Annotated in this window: 15 protein-coding genes; 11 read left to right on the forward strand and 4 right to left on the reverse strand. The window is 66.1% G+C overall.

Going from position 1 to position 18,675, the window contains the following annotated elements:
- Positions 1-49 precede the first annotated feature (49 nt).
- From glgC to CRO07_RS09150, 11 genes are all read left to right on the forward strand, one after another.
- Complete coding sequence (glgC, locus tag CRO07_RS09100; protein WP_097030382.1) at positions 50-1,321, forward strand: glucose-1-phosphate adenylyltransferase; 1,272 nt, start codon at positions 50-52, stop codon at positions 1,319-1,321.
- A 73-nt stretch (positions 1,322-1,394) separates the two neighbouring features.
- A complete protein-coding gene (gene glgA / locus CRO07_RS09105; RefSeq protein ID WP_097030383.1) occupies positions 1,395-2,831 on the forward strand; it encodes a glycogen synthase GlgA in 1,437 nt (478 codons plus the stop codon).
- Positions 2,828-4,939 (forward strand): glycogen debranching protein GlgX, encoded by a 2,112-nt coding sequence (glgX, locus tag CRO07_RS09110; RefSeq protein WP_097030384.1) that lies wholly within the window; start codon positions 2,828-2,830, stop codon positions 4,937-4,939. Before glgA ends, glgX begins: the two co-directional genes overlap by 4 nt.
- Positions 4,936-6,570, forward strand: coding sequence for an alpha-D-glucose phosphate-specific phosphoglucomutase (locus CRO07_RS09115; protein ID WP_097030385.1), 1,635 nt, complete (start codon positions 4,936-4,938; stop codon positions 6,568-6,570). The genes glgX and CRO07_RS09115 overlap by 4 nt, the downstream gene beginning before the upstream one ends.
- A gap of 69 nt (positions 6,571-6,639) precedes the next feature.
- Positions 6,640-7,323 (forward strand): response regulator transcription factor, encoded by a 684-nt coding sequence (locus tag CRO07_RS09120; protein WP_097030386.1) that lies wholly within the window; start codon positions 6,640-6,642, stop codon positions 7,321-7,323.
- 60 nt (positions 7,324-7,383) lie between these two features.
- Positions 7,384-8,550: an FIST N-terminal domain-containing protein gene (locus CRO07_RS09125; protein ID WP_097030387.1), complete on the forward strand. Its 1,167-nt coding sequence runs from the start codon at positions 7,384-7,386 to the stop codon at positions 8,548-8,550.
- The gene (locus CRO07_RS09130; RefSeq protein WP_097030388.1) at positions 8,547-10,748 is read left to right on the forward strand and encodes a hybrid sensor histidine kinase/response regulator; all 2,202 of its coding nucleotides are present in this window, start codon (positions 8,547-8,549) and stop codon (positions 10,746-10,748) included. Before CRO07_RS09125 ends, CRO07_RS09130 begins: the two co-directional genes overlap by 4 nt.
- 84 nt (positions 10,749-10,832) lie before the next feature.
- Positions 10,833-11,366: an SRPBCC family protein gene (locus tag CRO07_RS09135; RefSeq protein ID WP_097030389.1), complete on the forward strand. Its 534-nt coding sequence runs from the start codon at positions 10,833-10,835 to the stop codon at positions 11,364-11,366.
- Between the two features lie 28 nt (positions 11,367-11,394).
- On the forward strand, positions 11,395-11,877 hold the full coding sequence (locus CRO07_RS09140; RefSeq protein WP_097030390.1) for a (2Fe-2S)-binding protein: 483 nt from the start codon (positions 11,395-11,397) through the stop codon (positions 11,875-11,877).
- 31 nt (positions 11,878-11,908) lie between these two features.
- Positions 11,909-14,281: a xanthine dehydrogenase family protein molybdopterin-binding subunit gene (locus CRO07_RS09145; protein ID WP_097030391.1), complete on the forward strand. Its 2,373-nt coding sequence runs from the start codon at positions 11,909-11,911 to the stop codon at positions 14,279-14,281.
- 10 nt (positions 14,282-14,291) lie between these two features.
- Positions 14,292-15,077 carry an FAD binding domain-containing protein gene (locus CRO07_RS09150; RefSeq protein ID WP_097030392.1) on the forward strand — a complete coding sequence of 262 codons (786 nt, stop codon included), beginning with the start codon at positions 14,292-14,294 and terminating at the stop codon, positions 15,075-15,077.
- A 35-nt stretch (positions 15,078-15,112) separates the two neighbouring features.
- On the opposite strand, the gene CRO07_RS09155 is transcribed toward CRO07_RS09150, so the two are convergent.
- From CRO07_RS09155 to CRO07_RS09170, 4 genes are all read right to left on the reverse strand, one after another.
- On the reverse strand, positions 15,113-15,598 hold the full coding sequence (locus tag CRO07_RS09155) for an A24 family peptidase (protein WP_097030393.1): 486 nt from the start codon (positions 15,596-15,598) through the stop codon (positions 15,113-15,115).
- 1 nt (position 15,599) lies between these two features.
- Positions 15,600-16,286 carry a helix-turn-helix transcriptional regulator gene (locus tag CRO07_RS09160; RefSeq protein WP_235840961.1) on the reverse strand — a complete coding sequence of 229 codons (687 nt, stop codon included), beginning with the start codon at positions 16,284-16,286 and terminating at the stop codon, positions 15,600-15,602.
- A 417-nt stretch (positions 16,287-16,703) separates the two neighbouring features.
- On the reverse strand, positions 16,704-17,693 hold the full coding sequence (locus tag CRO07_RS09165) for a type II secretion system F family protein (RefSeq protein WP_097030394.1): 990 nt from the start codon (positions 17,691-17,693) through the stop codon (positions 16,704-16,706).
- Positions 17,694-17,709: 16 nt separating this feature from the next.
- Positions 17,710-18,675, reverse strand: coding sequence for a type II secretion system F family protein (locus CRO07_RS09170; RefSeq protein ID WP_097030395.1), 966 nt, complete (start codon positions 18,673-18,675; stop codon positions 17,710-17,712).

Raw genomic sequence — 18,675 nt, forward strand, 5'->3', positions numbered from 1 at the left:
TCGAGCGGGACTGTCAGGCGGGAAAAACCCGCCGCAACGGGAGGATGGAATGAACAAGAGAGCCCCCATGAGGCTGACCAATCAGGCCATGGCCTTCGTTCTGGCAGGGGGACGGGGCAGCCGGCTGAAGGAACTGACCAACACCCGCGCCAAGCCCGCGGTCTATTTCGGCGGCAAAAGCCGGATCATCGATTTCGCGCTGTCGAATGCGCTGAATTCCGGCATCCGCAAGATGGCGATTGCCACGCAATACAAGGCCCACAGCCTGATCCGCCATATCCAGCGCGGCTGGAACTTCTTCCGCGAAGAGCGCAACGAATATCTCGACATCCTGCCGGCCAGCCAGCGGGTGGATGAACACAAATGGTATCTCGGCACCGCCGATGCGGTGACGCAGAACATCGATATCGTCGACAGCTATGACATCAAATATGTCATCATTCTTGCGGGCGATCACGTCTACAAGATGGATTACGAGATCATGCTGCGCCAGCATGTCGAGACCTGCGCCGATGTCACCATCGGCTGTCTGACGGTGCCGCGCGCCGAGGCCACGGCCTTTGGCGTCATGCATGTCGACGAAAACCTGCGCATCACCGACTTTCTGGAAAAGCCCGCCGATCCGCCGGGCATTCCGGGGGATGAGGGCAATTCGCTGGCCTCGATGGGGATTTATGTCTTCGACTGGGCCTTCCTGCGCGACCTGCTGATCCGCGACGCCGAAGATCCCAATTCCAGCCACGATTTCGGCCATGACCTCATTCCCGCGATCGTGAAGAACGGCAAGGCGATGGCACATCGCTTTGCCGACAGTTGCGTGATGAGCGGGCTGGAGACCGAACCCTACTGGCGCGATGTGGGCACGATTGACGCATTCTGGCAGGCCAATATCGACCTGACCGATTTCGTGCCGAAACTGGATCTTTATGACCGCGAATGGCCGATCTGGACCTATTCGCAGATCGTGCCGCCGGCGAAATTCGTACATGACAATGACGGCCGGCGGGGCATGGCGGTCTCGTCACTGGTGTCGGGGGATTGCATCGTCTCGGGCAGCGAGATCCGCAATTCGCTGCTGTTCACCGGCTGCCGGACGCACAGTTATTCGATGCTGTCGCATGTGGTGGCCTTGCCGCAGGTGACGGTGGGGCGAAATTCGGATCTGCGCAACTGTGTGCTGGACCGGGGGGTGTTCATCCCCGACGGGCTGGTGATCGGGCGCGAGCCTGACGAGGATGCGCGCTGGTTCCGCCGATCGGACGCCGGGATCGTGCTGGTGACGCAGGACATGCTGGACGCCCGGGCGCGGGCGCTGGGTTGACGCCGAGGAGCGGGGGCTTCGCGCCCCCGCACCCCCGCGGGATATTTGGGCCAGAATGAAGGACAGTCTTGGGATGGACGCTGCACGGGGGCGGGTGTTGTCGGTGGCCTCGGAATGTGTGCCGCTGTTGAAGACGGGGGGGCTGGCCGATGTGGTCGGTGCGCTTCCCGGGGCGCTGGCCGCCGAGGGCTGGGAGATGCGGGTTCTGATGCCCTGTTATCGGTCGCTATGTTGGCGGCTGGAGGGGATGGAGCAGGTTCTGGTGGAGGAGGCCTTGTTCGGGGGGCCGGGCCGGGTGATGGCGGGCGAGGTCGCCGGGCGGCGGATTCTGCTGCTGGATGCGCCGCATCTTTATGACCGCGAGGGCGGGCCTTATGCCGGGCCCTGGGGCGATTGGGGTGACAATGCGCAGCGGTTTGCAGCGCTGTCCTGGGTGGCGGCGCGGATCGCGCGCGAGGGGTTGGCGGATGGCTGGCGGCCCGACATTCTTCATGCGCATGACTGGCAGGCGGGGTTTGCGCCGGCCTATCTGGCCTATGGCGGCAATGTCGGGGTACGCTCGGTTCTGACGGTGCACAACATCGCCTTTCAGGGCTGGGCGCCGGCGGCGCTGCTGTCCGAGTTGCGTTTGCCCATGGATGAGTTTCATCCCGCGGCGCTGGAATATTACGGCGGATTGTCGTCTCTGAAGGCGGGGTTGGTGACGGCGGATCATATCACCACCGTTTCGCCGACCTATGCCTGCGAGCTGATGCGGCCCGAGTTCGGGATGGGGTTACAGGGGGTCATCGCGGCGCGGGCGCCCAGTGTCACCGGCATTCTGAACGGGGTGGATACCGACATCTGGTCGCCCGAGGCCGAGGAGCGACCGTTCTCGGCCCGCACGTTGAAGCGCAAGGCTGACAGTCGGGCGGTTCTGGAGGGCGCGTTCAAGCTGCATGTTCCCGGGCCGCTGGCGATTCTGGTCAGCCGTTTGACCTATCAGAAGGGGATCGATCTGATCCCGCAGGTCTTGCCCGATTTCATCGCGCAGGGGGGCGGTCTTGCGGTGCTGGGCACCGGGGACGCCCCCTTGGAGGATGCGATGCGCGAGCTGGAGGTTCGCTTTCCCGGCCGGGTGGGTGTGCGGATCGGCTATGACGAGGGGTTGTCACATCTGATGTTTGCCGGCGGCGATGCGGTGTTGGTGCCATCGCGGTTCGAGCCGTGCGGACTGACGCAGATGTATGGCTTGCGTTATGGCACGGTTCCGGTGGTGGCGTTGACCGGGGGGTTGGCCGACACGATCATCAATGCCAATCCGGCGGCGATGGCGGCGGGTTGCGCCACCGGCATCACCTTTCATCCGGCCGAGCCGCCGGCCTTTGCCGAAGCGTTGCGGCGGCTTTTGCATCTTCACGCCGATCCTGCTGCCTGGGAGAAGGTGCAGAGGAACGCGATGAAGCATCCGGTGGGCTGGGAGACCTCGGCCGCGCGCTATGCCGCGCTTTACCGGGAACTGCTGGCGTGACAGCCGCTGTGGCCTGCGGGCTTGCCGGCATCGCCCCCGTGCCCGGCCGGCCTTGGCCGCTGGGCGCGAGTTTCGACGGCGAGGGGGTGAATTTCGCGCTGTTCTCGGCCCATGCCGAACGGGTGGAGCTTTGCCTGTTCTCGGCCGATGGGCGGCATGAGGTGCAACGCCTGCCGATGACCGAGAGGGATGGCGACATCTGGCATCTGCGGCTGAACGGGGCGTTGCCGGGCCAGCTTTACGGCTACCGGGTGCATGGCCCCTATCGTCCCGAAGAGGGGCATCGCTTCAATCCGAACAAGCTGCTGCTTGACCCCTATGCCCGCAGGATCGAGGGGCGGCTGCGCTGGTCGGATGCGGTGATGGGCTATCGGGTGGGCAGTTCGCGCGCGGATCTGTCGTTCGACAGCCGTGACAGTGCCTTTGCGGTGCCGAAATCGGTCGTGGTGGGCGAGACCTTTGCCTGGGGGCCGGATGCGCCGCCCGACCATCCGCTGACCGAGACGCTGATCTACGAGGCGCATGTGCGCGGGCTGACCATGCGGCATCCGGGGGTCGAGGATGGGCTGCGCGGCACGTTCCTGGGTCTCGCCTCGGACCCGGTGATCGAGCATCTGACAAAGCTGGGCGTGACGGCGGTGGAGCTTTTGCCGGTTCAGGCGTTTCTGGATGACCGTTTTCTGGTCAACCGGGGCCTGACGAATTACTGGGGTTATCAGACCATCGGCTTTTTCGCGCCAGAGCCGCGCTTTCTGTCAAAGGGCGCACTTTGGGAATTCGCGGCGATGGTGCGCCGCTTTCATGCCGCCGGGATCGAGGTGATCCTGGATGTGGTCTACAACCATTCCGGCGAGGGGGACGAGCTTGGCCCGACGCTGTCCTTCCGCGGCATCGACAACCGCAGCTATTACCGCCTGACCGAGGGTGGGCGGCGCTACGCCAACCACACCGGAACCGGCAACACGCTGGATCTGGGCCATCCGATGGTGCTGCGGATGGTGATGGACAGCTTGCGCTACTGGGTCGAGGTGATGCATGTCGATGGCTTCCGCTTCGATCTGGCCTCGGTTCTGGGGCGCGATGGCGAGGGGTTCGACGCCTCGGCCGCGTTCCTTGACGCGATCCGGCAGGATCCGGTGCTGGCGCGGGTCAAGCTGATTGCGGAACCCTGGGATCTGGGGCCGGGCGGCTATCGGCTGGGCGGCTTTCCGCATCCGTTTCTGGAATGGAACGACCGCTTCCGCGACGATGTGCGCCGGTTCTGGCGGGGTGACGCCGGGGTGACGGCGGAGCTGGCGCGCAGGCTGCTGGGCTCGGCCGAGCGGTTCGACCATGGCTCGCGTCCGGCCACCAGTTCGGTGAACCTTCTGACCGCGCATGACGGCTTTACCCTGCTGGATCTGGTCAGCCACGCCCGCAAGCACAACGAGGCCAATGGCGAGGGCAATCGCGACGGCCACGACGACAACCATTCCGACAACATGGGCGTCGAAGGCGCGACCGACGCCCCCGCGATCCTTGCCGCACGCGCCTTGCGGCGGCGCAACCTGCTGGCGACGCTGTTTGTCTCGCAGGGCACGCCGATGCTGTTGGCGGGGGACGAGATCGGCAACGGGCAGGGCGGCAACAACAACGCCTATTGTCAGGACAATCCGATCGGCTGGGTCGACTGGCCCGCCGCGGATCAGGCGCTGGCGGCCTTTGTCGCGCGGCTGTCTGCTTTGCGCAAAAGCCTGCCGGTGCTGCGGCAGAAAGGGTTCCTGCATGGTCGGCCGCGGCCTTCGGACGGGCTGGCCGATGTGATCTGGCGCCGGCCCGACGGGCAATCGCCCGGACCGCATGACTGGCACTCGCCGCGGTTCCGCTGCATCGGGCTTGAGATCCGCGGCGATGCCGACCGGCCCGATAGCGGCGAAAGCCCCGTCTTCATCGTGCTGAACGCCGGCGAGGCGGTGCGGCTGGTGCTGCCCGAGACCGCCCGCGACTGGCTGCTGGTGCTGGACACCACGCGGCCTGACGCCGCGCCCGAACCCTTTCGCGGGGGGCTTGAAGCCCCGGCGCAATCCGTGCTGGTCTTTGTGCCGGCGCCAACCGGAGAAACAGGATGACCGTCACCACCGTATCGACCACCCCCTTTGCCGACCAGAAGCCCGGCACATCGGGGCTGCGCAAGAAGACCCCGGTCTTCATGCAGCGGCATTATCTGGAAAACTTCGTGCAGGCGATCTTTGATGCCATCGGCGGGGCCGAGGGCAAGTGTTTCGTGCTGGGCGGGGACGGGCGCTATTTCAACGACCGCGCGGCGCAGGTGATCCTGCGCATGGCCGCGGCCAATGGCGCGGCGCGGGTGATCGTGGGGCAGGGCGCGCTGCTGTCGACGCCGGCCGCCTCGCATCTGATCCGGCTGCGCGGCACCGATGGCGGGATCATCATGTCGGCCAGCCACAACCCCGGCGGCCCGACCGAGGATTTCGGCGTCAAGTTCAACATGCCCAACGGCGGACCCGCGCCCGAAGCGGTGACCGAAGCGATCTTTCTGGCTACGAAAAACATTTCCGCTTACCGCATGCTTGAGGCGCAGGATGTCGACCTGTCGGTGATCGGCACCACGCAAATGGGCGCGATGACGGTCGAGGTGGTGGACCCGGTGGCCGATTACGCCGCGCTGATGGAAAAGCTTTTCGACTTTGCGGCGATCCGGGCCCTGTTTGCCAGCGGTTTCCGGATGCGCTTCGATGCGATGTGCGCGATTACAGGGCCTTACGCGACCGAGATTCTGGAAAACCGCCTTGGCGCGGGGCAGAGAACGGTGGTCAACGGCACGCCTCTGCCAGACTTTGGCGGGATGCATCCCGACCCCAATCCGACATGGGCCAAGGCGCTGATGGATGAGATGTTCGCCCCCTTGGCGCCTGATTTCGGCGCTGCCTCGGACGGGGACGGCGACCGCAACATGGTGGTGGGGCGCGGGATCTATGTCTCGCCTTCGGACAGTCTGGCGGTGCTGGCGGCCAATGCGCATCTGGCGCCGGGCTATGCCGCGGGGCTGAAAGGGGTGGCGCGGTCGATGCCCACCTCGGCCGCGGCGGATCGGGTGGCGCAGGCGCTGGGGATCGAAGAGTTCGAGACCCCTACCGGCTGGAAGTTCTTCGGTAATCTGCTGGACGCCGGCCGCGCCACGATCTGCGGCGAGGAAAGCTTCGGCACCGGGTCCGACCATGTGCGCGAAAAGGACGGGCTGTGGGCGGTGCTGCTGTGGCTGAACATTCTGGCCGTCCGGGCCGAGGGCGTGCGCGACATTCTGGAAGACCATTGGCGGAAGTTCGGCCGCAACTACTATTCCCGCCACGATTTCGAAGCGATCGACAGCGCCGCCGCCGACGCGATGATGGACGAGTTGCGCGGAAAACTCGCGGGCCTTGGCGGGCTGGCCTTCAACGGCCACCTGCGGGTGGCCGAGGCCGACGATTTCGAATATCTTGATCCGGTCGATGGCTCGGTCAGTCGCCGTCAGGGCATCCGCATCCTGTTTCAGGACGGCAGCCGGATCGTCCTGCGCCTGTCGGGCACCGGAACCGAGGGCGCGACCCTGCGGCTTTATCTGGAACGCTACGCCCCGGGGCCCGAGGGGCTGGACCTTGATCCGCAGCAGGCGCTGGCGCCGGTGATCGCCGCCGCGCATGAGATCGCGGGAATTGCCCGCCATACCGGCCGAACCGAGCCCGACGTTGTGACCTGATCCGACCTTTGGCCGGGTTGCCGGGGCGGGGGGCGGTGTTAGCTTCGTGAAAAGACGAGAAGGCTTGCCATGACCGACGCTTCCCGCCCGCTGCACTCTGCGCTGATCATCGACGACCATCCGCTGTTTTGCGACGCGCTGTCCATGACGCTGAAGGCGGTGGCGGGGATCACTTACATCGAGACCGCCGACCGGCTGGAAACGGCGCTGGCGCGGCTGGATCTGCAACCGGCCTTCGATGTGCTGGTGCTGGATCTGAACCTGCCGGATGTGAACGGGCTGGATGGGTTGATCCGGCTGAAGGCCAGCGCGGGGGCGGTGCCGGTGGTGGTGGTATCCTCGCTGGCCGACAACCGGGTGATCGGGGCTGCGATCAAGGCGGGGGCGGCGGGCTTCGTGCCGAAACATTCCCGGCGCGAGGTGTTCCGTGCCGCCTTCGAGGCCGTGCGCGAGGGGCGCGGCTTCACCCCCGAGGGCTTCACCCCCCAGACCGATCCCGCCGCCCCCGCCAGCCAGCGCGAAGAGGCGATCGCCCGCCTTGCGCTGCTGACCCGGCAGCAGGCCAAGATCCTGCAACTGATCTGCGAGGGGCGACTGAACAAGCAGATCGCCTATGATCTGACGATCGCGGAAACGACGGTAAAGGCCCATGTCACCGCCATCATGCGCAAGCTGGGCGTGCAAAGCCGCACTCAGGCGGTGCTGATGGTGCAAGAGGCCAGCTTTGCCAGCCTGATGCCCGAAAACGGCTGATGCGGGATGGCTTGCCAGCTGCGCGGACGCTCGATTAGGGTTCCGCGCAGGGGGGGGGGGATGGCGATGACCATGCGTCAGGATCGCAACGCGGCTGCGCGCACCATACTGGCCAGCGCCCACGCGCCGGCCGATGCGTCCGATCTGGCGGCGCGGTTGGCGGCGTGCTTGGGTGCGGGGCCGTTCGCGCTGGTGATCCTGTTTGTTTCGCCCGCCGCTGACATCCACGCGCTGGCTGACGCCTTGGGCGCGGCCTTTCCCGGGTTGCCGGTGATCGGCTGCACCACCGCAGGCGAGATCAGCGCCGAAGGCTATACCGAGGGCGAGGTGGTGGCCGTGGCCCTGACGGCCGATCACTTCGCGGTGGCGCCGGTGCTGATCGCGGATCTGGCCCGGCTGGACCGCGAGGCGCTGATCGGCCGGCTGATCCGCGAACGCGCGGCACTGGCGCGCAGCCGGCCGGACTGGGGGCACGAATTTGCCTTTCTGATGGTCGACGGCCTGTCGATCCGCGAGGATGAGCTGGTCTCGGCGCTGGCTGCGGGGCTGGGGCCGGTGCCGCTGTTCGGCGGATCGGCGGCCGACGGGGTGCGGTTCCGCGAAACCTTCATCCTGCATGGCGCCGAGGTTCTGCGCGATGCCGCCGTGCTGGCGCTGGTGCGCACCGATTGCCCGGTGCGGGTGTTCAATCTGGACCATTTCCGGGCCACCGACCGCCGCATGGTGGTGACCAAGGCCGATCCCGCCCGCCGCATCGTCCGACGCATCAACGCCGAGCCTGCGGCGCGCGAATATGCCCGGTTGCTGGGCAAGGATCCGGGCCAGTTGGACAGTTTCACCTTTGCCGCCCATCCGGTGGTGGTGCGGGTGGGGGGCAAGCACCATGTCCGCGCGATCCGAGAGGTGGCGCCGAATGGCGATCTGATCTTCTTTTCCGCCATCGACGAGGGTCTGGTTCTGACATTGGCCGAACCGCAGGATCTGGTCCGGCATCTGACTGGCGAGCTGTCTGACCTTGGACGTGACCGGGCGCCGGCGGCGATCCTTGCCTGCGATTGCGTGTTGCGCCGGATGGAGGCGACGGACCGCCAAAGCATCGGTGCCGTGTCGGGCCTGCTGCGCCAGCATCGGGTGGTGGGCTTTTCCACCTATGGCGAGCAGTTGAACGGGATGCATGTCAACCAGACCATGACCGGCGTCGCGATCTATCCCCCCGAGGCGCCATGACGCTGGCGCTGATCGACCCCGCGGACCCGCCGGAACGGCAGCGCGACAAGCTGCTGGAAATCGTCAGCGCGCTGATGGCGCGGGTGGAACGCACGACCGACGATGGCGGCGCGGCCTATGCCCAGTTCCAGCGCGCCGCGATGCTGGAAGATCAGGTGCGCGAACGCACCGCCGATCTGGAACGCACGCTGAATCTGTTGAACCATTCGAACGAGCGTCTCGCCGAAGCCACCCGCGCCGCCGAGGAAGCGCGCCAGAACCTCGCCAATGCCATCGAGACGGTGCAGGAAGGTTTTGCCCTGTTCGATGCCGACGATGTGCTGGTGCTGTGCAATTCGCGCTTCGGGATGCACATGCTGGATGTGCAGGACGATCTGAAACCCGGCCTGACCTTTGGCACCTATATCGACCGGGTCAGCCGCTCGCGCTATCTGGCGCTGCCCGAGGCCGAAACCCCCGAGGATTGGGCAATCCGCCGCAAGCGCCGCCATTACGACCGGCATGTGATCTTCAACGTCCGGCTGATCTGGGACCGCTGGTTGCAGGTGTCGGAACACCGCACCGCCGATGGCGGCACGGTGATCCTTCAGACCGATGTCACCGACCTGATCCGGCTGGAACGGCTGGAACGCGGCAAGATGCTGGACGATCAGGCCCGCGTGATCCGCGCCACGCTGGATCACATCAATCAGGGCGTCTGCATCTTCGATGCCGAAGGCCGGCTGGTGGGCTGGAACCAGCGGTTGGGCACGCTGCTGGCGATCCCGATGAACCGGTTTCGGATGGGCGTCAGTTTCGGCTATCTGATGGAACGCTTTGCCCATGAGATCGCCTTTGGCGAGGGCATGGATGCCGAAACGCTTGAGCTTTGGGTTCAAGCCCGCCATGACCGCGCGCCGCTGTCGTTCGAGATGCGCCGCGGCGCGGATGTGATCCTTGACGGCTTCGCGCAGGAAATGCCCGACCGTGGCTTCGTGATGAGCTTTACCGACGTCACCGCCGAACGCGCGGCAATCGAGGCGCTGTCCCGCGCGAACGAGACGCTGGAGGCGAGGGTCATGGCGCGCACACTGGAACTGGAAGATGCGCTGGCCCATGCCGAACGGGCCAATGCCTCGCGCTCGCGCTTTGTGGCGGCGGCCAGCCACGACCTGTTGCAGCCCCTTTCGGCGGCCAAGCTGTTCATCGCCAGCATTGGCGACGAGGCGGTGGCGCCCGCCAGCCGCGAGGCACTGGCCAAGGCGCAGAACGCGCTGGATTCGGTCGAAGGGATTCTGGGTGCGCTGCTGGATATCTCAAAGCTGGAATCGGGGCGGGCGGCGGTCTCGGTGCAGCCGGTGCGGCTGGATCGGCTGATGGCGCAGTTGCGCGACGAATTCGCGCCGATGGCGGCGGCCAAGGGGCTGCGGCTTGTCGTGGTGCCCTCGGGCGTTCTGGTGGCCTCTGATCCGACCTATCTGCGGCGCATCCTGCAAAATCTGATCGGCAATGCGATCCGCTATACCGTGCGGGGCCGGGTGCTGGTAGGGGCACGGCGCCGGCGTGGGGTGGTCCGGCTGGAGGTCTGGGATACCGGGCCCGGCATTGCCGAAGCCGATCAGGAAGAGATTTTCAAAGAGTTTCACCGCCTGAACGCGCCCGCCTCGGCATCGGAAGGGATGGGTCTTGGCCTTGCCATTGTCGAGCGGGCCTGCGGGCTGCTGGGGCATCCTCTGGGTCTGCGGTCGGAAATCGGGCGCGGCACCTGTTTCATGGTGCAGGTGCCGCGTGCGGAAAGCCCTGCCATCCTGCCCGCGGCGGGCACGCCCGCAGTCCGCGCGCAGGCCAAGGTGGCGGTGCAGGACAAGATCGCCTTTCTGGTCGAGAATGACGACGATCTGCGGCAGGCCATGGGGCTGTTGCTGGAAAAGTGGGGCGTCAGCGTGCTGGATGCCCCCTCGGGCGAGGAGGCGTTGGATCTGATCGAGGAAATCGGCATTCTGCCCGATTTCTTTCTTGTCGATCAACAGCTTGGCGCAGGCATGACCGGGGTCGAGTTCATCCGCGCCCTGCGCGGTCGGCATGGGCCTGTGCCCGCCTGCATCGTCACCGCCGCCCGCCGCCCCGAAGTGGCCGCCCAATGCGCCGATGAGGGCATCCGCCTGATCCAGAAGCCGATCGACGCCCGCGTGCTTGAGCAGTTTCTGGGCGCGCTTTAGGCGCCGCCCGCGACACTGCGACCAAGGTCATATAGCCGCACCGCCGCATTTCGCCCTAAGCTTCGGCCAACGAGGGGGAAACTCATGCAACTTGCCGATCAGAGAACTATCGACGCCGATCCCGCAACCGTCTGGGCGGCGATCCTAGACCCCGAGGTGCTGCGCGTCTGCATCCCGGGATGCGAAAGCCTGTCGGGCAATCCCGATGACGGATACGAGGCGACGGTGGTCCAGAAGGTGGGCCCGGTGAAGGCGCGCTTTACCGGCCATGTGACGCTGTCGGACATCGTGCCGGGGCAGGGGCTGACCATCTCGGGCGAGGGCAAGGGGGGCGCTGCCGGCTTTGCGCGGGGCTCGGCCAAGGTTGCGATGGCTGCGGCCGAAGGCGGCACGCTGCTGTCTTATGATGTCGACATGCATGTGGGCGGCAAGCTGGCGCAACTGGGCAGCCGGATCATCGACGGCTTTTCGCGCAAGATGGCGGATCAGTTCTTCGAACGCTTCCAGTCCGCGGTCGAAGGCCCGGCCGAAGGCGAGGAACCCGAGGCGGTGGCCGTCGGCGCCGAGGGCGAGGCGCCCGCAAAGAAGGGCTGGTTCAAGCGCATGATCGTGCGCTGAGCCGGAACAGGGACCAGGGAGGGTATTCATGAAAGTCACGATGACCGTGAACGGCAAGGCGATGTCTGCCGAAACGGAAGGGCGCACGCTGCTGTCCAGCTTTCTGCGCGAGGGGCTGGGGCTGACCGGCACCCATGTCGGCTGCGACACCACGCAATGCGGCGCCTGCACGGTCCATGTCGATGGCCAGCCGGTGAAAAGCTGCACGGTTCTGGCGCAGGACGTGGCGGGCAAAACCGTCACCACCATCGAAGGCATGGCCAATCCCGACGGTTCGCTGTCGGTGATCCAGCAGGCGTTTCAGGACAACCACGGGCTGCAATGCGGCTTTTGCACGCCCGGCATGGTGATGGCCTCGGCCGCGCTGCTGGCCGAGAACCCGCATCCGACCGAGGACGAGGTTCGCCATCATCTGAAGGGCAATATCTGCCGCTGCACCGGCTATCACAACATCGTCAAGGCGGTGATGTCCGCCTCGGGCGCGACCAGCCAGAAGCTCGCTGCCGAATAAGCGGGCCAGACACAGGAAGGGGAGGTTTTTCATGCCCAAGGACGGAGGCATCGGCGCAAGCACCTTGCGCCGCGAGGATATCCGGTTCCTGACCGGAAAGGGCCGCTACACCGCCGACATCAACCTGCGCGGACAGGCCTTCGCCTGTTTCCTGCGCTCGGACGTGGCGCATGGGCGGATCCGGTCCATTGACACCAGCGCCGCCGAGGCGATGCCCGGCGTGCTTGCGGTGATGACGGGGGCCGATTTCACCGAAGTCGGCGGCAACCCGACCGGCTGGCTGGTGCAAAGCCGCGACGGCGCCACGATGAAGGAACCCAAGCGCCCGGTTCTGGCCCATGGCAAGGTGCGCCATGTGGGCGACGCCTATGCGCTGGTGGTGGCCGAGACCTATGCGCAGGCCAAGGACGCCTGCGAAGCGATCGTGGCCGAGATCGAGGAACTGCCCGCCATCGTCGACATGGCCGCCGCCGTGGCCGACACCACCAACCGCGTCCATGACGAATGCGCCGACAACGTGGTGTTCGACTGGGGCTGGATCGAGGAAAACCGCGCCGCCGTCGAGGCCGCTTTCGACGCCGCGCCCCATGTCACCACGCTGGAACTGGTGAACAACCGCCTGTCGCCCAATGCGATGGAGCCGCGCGCCTCGATCGGTGATTTCGACAGCGGGACGGGCGATTACAAGCTTTACACCACCTCGCAGAACCCGCATCTGACGCGGCTTCTGATCTCGGCCTTTGTCATGGGCATCCCGGAAAACAAGCTGACGGTGATCGCGCCCGACGTGGGCGGTGGCTTCGGCTCGAAGATCTATCACTACGGAGAGGAAGCGGCGGTGCTGGCGGCCTCAAAGCGGCTGGACCGGCCGGTGAAATGGGTCTGCGACCGATCCGAGGCGTTCCTGTCGGACGCGCATGGCCGCGACCATGTGACGAAGATCCAGCTGGCGACCGACACCGAGGGCAACTTTCTGGCCCTGCGGACCGAGACGCTGGCCAATATGGGGGCGTATCTGTCGAACTTTGCCACCTGCACGCCGACCTTCCTGCATGGCACGCTGATGGCGGGGCCCTACAAGACCCCGCATGTCTATGTGAACGTGAAGGCGGTGATGACGAACACCGTGCCGGTCGACGCCTATCGCGGCGCGGGCCGGCCCGAGGCCACCTATTCGCTGGAACGGGTGATTGACAAGGCGGCGGACGAGCTTGGCATCGACAAATGGGAGATCCGTCGCCGCAACTTCATCAACCCCGATCAGTTCCCCTATCAGACGCCGGTTGGCCTTGTGTATGACACCGGCAACTACCACGCCACGATGGACAAGCTGCGAGAACTGTCCGACATCGCGGGGTTCGAGGCGCGGGCGGCCGAAAGCGCCGCCAAGGGCAAGCTGCGCGGCTTTGGCCTGTCGACCTGGATCGAGGCTTGCGGCATTGCGCCGTCAAACCTTGTGGGGGTGCTGGGCTGCCGGGTGGGGCTGTTCGATGCCGCGACGATCCGGGTCAATGCCACCGGCAACATCTCGGTTCTGGTGGGCGCGCACAGCCACGGGCAGGGGCACGAGACGGTGTTCGCACAGCTGATCTCGGAAAAGCTGGGCGTGCCGGCCGCCTCGGTCGAGATCGTCCACGGCGACACCTCGAAGATCCCGTTCGGGATGGGCACCTATGGCTCGCGCAGCCTTGCGGTTTGCGGCTCGGCGATGATGAAGGCGGCCGACAAGATCATCGACAAGGGCAAGAAGATCGCCGCCCACATGCTGGAAGCGGCCGAAGGCGACATCGAGTTCAACGACGGCAGCTTTTCGGTCGCCGGCACCGACAAGCAGAAAAGCTTCGCCGAGATCGCCTTTTCGGCCTATGTGCCGCACAACTACCCGCTGGAAACGCTGGAGCCGGGGCTGGAGGAAACCGCCTTCTACGATCCCGCGAACTTCACCTACCCGGCGGGTGCCTATGGCTGCGAGGTCGAGGTGGACCCCGAAACCGGCGCCGTGGACATCGTCCGCTTCACCTGCGCCGACGATTTCGGCAATGTCATCAACCCGATGATCGTGGCGGGTCAGGTGCATGGCGGGGTGGCCCAAGGCATCGGGCAGGCGCTGCTGGAAGGCGTGGTCTATAACGAGGATGGCCAGCTTCTGACCGGCTCTTACATGGATTACGCCATGCCGCGGGCGGATGATCTTCCGAACATCGATGTGGACCATTCCTGCGTGACCCCCTGCACCCACAACCCGCTGGGCGCCAAGGGCTGCGGCGAGGCCGGCGCCATCGGCACGCCGCCGGCGGTGGTCAATGCGGTGATCGATGCGCTGCGGCGCGGCGGTCACGGGCAGGTGACGCATATCGACATGCCGCTGACGCCGTCGCGCGTCTGGCATGCGATCCACGGCTGAGGAGGCGAGGATGCACGATTTCGAACTGGTGAAACCCGCCTCGGTGGCCGAAGCGGTGGCGGCATTGGCGGCCGAGGGCGCGCAGGCGCTGTCGGGGGGGCAGACGCTGCTGCCGTCGATGAAGCAGCGGCTGGCGGCGCCTGATCGGTTGGTCAGCCTGCTGGACATCCCCGAGATGCGTGGCGTCTGCCATGGCGACCGCGGGCTGGCGGTGGGTGGGGCCACGCCGCACGCGGTTGTGGCGCGCGAGGCCGCGGCGCGGTATCCGGCGCTGGCGGCGCTGGCGGGCCAGATCGGTGACCCGGCCGTGCGCTCACGCGGGACCATTGGCGGAAGCCTTGCCAACAACGACCCCGCCGCCTGCTATCCGGCGGCGGCGCTGGCCTCGGGGGCGACCATCGTCACCGACCGGCGCGAGATCGCGGCCGACGACTACTTTCAGGGCCTGTTCACCACCGCGCTGGACGAGGGCGAGATCATCACCACCGTCCATTTCCCGATCCCCGAACGCGCCTGCTACATGAAGTTCGAACAGCCCGCCTCGCGGTTCGCGCTGGTGGGGGTGTTCGTTGCCAAATACGCCGACGGGGTGCGGGTGGCGGTCACCGGCGCGGGCGAGGATGGCGTGTTCCGCTGGACTGACGCCGAAGATGCGCTGACGGCCGACTTCCGCCCCGAGGCGCTTCAGGGGCTTGTCGTCGATGCCGATGGTCTGATCGGTGACCTGCACGGCACGCCGGCCTATCGCGCCAACCTGATCGCGGTGCTGACAAAGCGCGCGGTCGCCGCGGCCTGAACCGGAACCGGGGGGCGAGATGCCCCCCGGATCACCTACAGCAGACCCTGCGCCAGCGGCGCCACGAACGGATGTGCCAGCCCCGCCATCGCGATCGAAATCCCCATCGGGAACCGCCGGCTGCGCTGCATCGAGGGCCAGCCGCTGCGCTGTGCCACCGGCAGCAGCCGCACCAGCAGGATCAGCGCGATCCCCAGCAGCATCGCCGCCGCAAAGACATTGGCAAAGATCGCCATCGTCGGAACCGGCACGAACAGCAGCAGCGCCGACAGGATCTTCACGTCGCCGCCGCCGATCAGCCGCAGGCAGAAGGCGCCGAACCCCAGCGCCAGCACCGCCGCCGCGATCACCACCCGAAGCAGCAGATCCTCGGCCGGGAACCACGGCAGACAGGCCAGAAACAGCGCCACCGTCCCAAGGCTGAGCGCATTCGGGATCTTCATGTGACGCAGGTCTGACGCCGCCACCGCCAGAAGGATCGGCGCCAGCAGCATCAACGGCACAAGCGAGGTCGCCTCCATCTCAGGCGGTCCGCAACTGCGGGTGCCGCGGTGCCGGGCGGGTTTCCATCAGCCGGAACACCAGTTCGGCCAAAGAACTGGTGCCGGTCTTGGCATAGATGCTGCGCAGATGCGACCGGACGGTGGTTTTCGCCAGCCCCAGTTCCGATGACACCCCCTCGACCGACAGGCCGCGGCTGAGCAGCAGGCAGACCCGGAACTCGGCCCGGCTTAGTTGCATCGGGTTCGCCTCGCTCAGGATCGGCAGGTCGGCGGTGATCTCGGCCCGGGTGCGATGGCTGGTGATCGTGCGGGTGACAATTCCGACCTGCCGTTTGCCCCAGCTGCGCACCATCACCGGCAGCACCGCCGACAGCGCGGCATGAACCTGTGGGCTGATCTCGTCGCGGAAGTGCAGCTCGACGTGATCGCGCTGGCCTTGACCGGCAGCCAGCACCAGAACCGCGAATTCGCGCATCCGCCGCGCCGCCTGCCATTCGCCAAGCGCAGGGTTGCGGGTGGCGTCAGTCAGGCTGGCATCGACAGAGCCCAGCCAAAGACTTGCCGGCCGCGGCTGTTGCAGCGACGGGCCGAAATGGCCATCGGCATAGCTGGCGATCAAGGGCCGCACCGGATCGCCCTGCCGTTCGTCATGGACCGCAACGCGGGTCGGGCGGGCGCCGCTGCCGGCCAGTGTCCGCACCACCATTCCACATTCCGCCCCCACGGCACGGATCAGGTGACCAAGGGCGTCCGAAAGCGTCTGTCATCCCTGAAGCGCCTCGCACCATTCCGCAAGGGCGTCCATGACGGCGACATGAACGGACTCGGGTCGCTGCCCTGAAGGGGTAGCCTCCCAATGTTTCGTCATACAAAATTCCCCGCCAAAAACATCGGCGTGACAATACGCGCCGACGGGAAAACCAATACCAAAGACTATCCAGTTATCTCCAAATAATCCTTCGCCCCACCTGAAACGACAATTCCTTCGGGGCGGATTGATGTCAATCTTTGGCCCCCGAAGGTTCAAGAAAGGGCAATATTTTCAGTCAGGGGTTGTAAGTTAACTGAAATGAGAACAATCAAAAGTTGTCTTCGCCTGCACGCTCTGCGCGGCGATCGGGAATCACTGCTCAAAGTATCGGATATAGCGGATCACCACCGGCCCCAGCGTCAGCAGCAAAAGCGCCGGCAGCAGCAGGCTGGCCAGCGCCGCCGACATCTTCACCGGCAGACGGTTGGCGATTTCCTGCGCCCGCAATTCGCGGGCAAGCCGCATCTCGCGGGCATAGACCGTCAGTGCATCCGACATGGAGGTGCCGAACTGCATCGACTGAAGCACCACATTGGCAAACGAGGCCACTTCGTCCACGCCGGTGCGGGTGGCCATCTGGGCCAGCGCACGGTCGCGGGTCCGACCGGCCTGGATCTCGCGTTGGGCGGTCAGGAACTCTTCCGACAGTTCGGGCGCCGTTGCGGCCAGTTCGTTGCCGACGCGGATCATCGCCGCATCGAAGCCCATACCGGCCTCGACCGAGATCTGGATAAGATCGAGCGCGTTCGGGAATGCCTCTTCGATGGCACGGTGGCGCTTGCCGGCCCGCGCCGACAACCAGTAGGCCGGTCCGAAGAAGCCCACCGCCACCAGAACGGCCATGATCTGGATCAGCGCCAGTTGCGACAGGCCCGCGATCTTCTGTTCCAGCCCCGTGGGCAGATCCAGCACCCCCGCGCGCGACCCCCAGATCACCGCCATCACCCCCAGCGGCAGCACGATCCCCAGCAGGATGCGCGACAGGTAGTAGTTCCGCAGCGCATGTTCGCCGGTCATGCCGGCCATGGCGAGTTGCCGCTGAACCTGCATCCGCTCTTTCTTGTCGGTGGGCACCAGCGCCTTCATCATGCCGGTGGGCGTCACATCGGCGGTGCCGCGCAACAGGCCCGCATCGGCAATGCTTTCCCGCCTGGGCGCCTGCCGCGCCATCCGGCGCAGGGCGGGATCGGGCTTCAGGACGCTTGCCAGCCCCGCGACGGCAAGCAGCGATCCCAGACCCACCGCAATGGCGGCGATGGTCGCAAGGTTGGCCTCGACAAGCTGGGTAAGGGTCGCAAGCATCGCCTTCTCCTTCGGGTCAGATACGGAAGTTCACCATCCGCCGCATCACCACGAAGTTCACGGCGAACAGCAGGCAGACGATGATGGCAAACGGGCGGAACAGCGGATCGCCCGACACCTCGGCGTAGTAGGTGGGCGAGGTGATCGAGGTCGCGCCCAGAATGAACAGGGGCAGCGACGAAAGAAACACCGACGTCAGCCGCCCCTCGGCCGAGATCGCCTGGATGCGCTTGCGCATCGAGATCCGGTCGCGGATCACCTTGCCCAGCGTGGCCAGCACACGGGCCAGATCGCCGCCGGTGCCGTGCTGGATCGCCACGGCAACCGACATGTAGCGCACGTCCTCGACCCCGGTGCGGTCGGCAAAATCGGCAAAGGCATCCACCAGATCGTCGCCAAAGGCCACCTGATCCACCATCACCCCGAACTCGGACGCGATCGGGTCGGCCATGTCGCGTGCGACCGAGGCCATGGTGGTGTTCAGCGGATGGCCCACCCGCAGGCCGCGCGCCATCAGATCCAGCGCGTCGGGCAGTTGCGCCACCAGCGCATCCATCCGGCGGGTCTTGATCTTGTGCACAGCGAAAAACGGCAGCACGATGCACAGCAGCGCGGCCACGCCCGCCCCGACCGCAGGCGGCACCACCGCCGAGGCGACGATGGCCATGCAGGCCGCGCCCAGAAAGCAGGCCGCAACGAAGGTCTGCGGCCGGATCGCCACCCCCGCCTGACGCAGCGCCTGCGGCAGGGTGCCGATCAGCGGCATCCGCTCCAGCGCCCAGCGGTCATGGCGCGGCTTCAGGATCTGCAACACATCCGACGCGGTGGCCCCGCGGCCGATCATCCGCATCCGGCGGTTGCGCACCTCGTTCAGCGTTTCCTTGCGGCCCAGAACCTGCCGCAGTCCTTCAAACGCCAGCAGAACGCCCAGAAAGATCCCGGCATAGCCCAGTGCCTCGATTTCAGTGCCCTGAAACGGCAT

Origin of the sequence: Cereibacter ovatus (assembly GCF_900207575.1) — a bacterium.
Classification (GTDB): Bacteria; Pseudomonadota; Alphaproteobacteria; order Rhodobacterales; family Rhodobacteraceae; genus Cereibacter_A; species Cereibacter_A ovatus.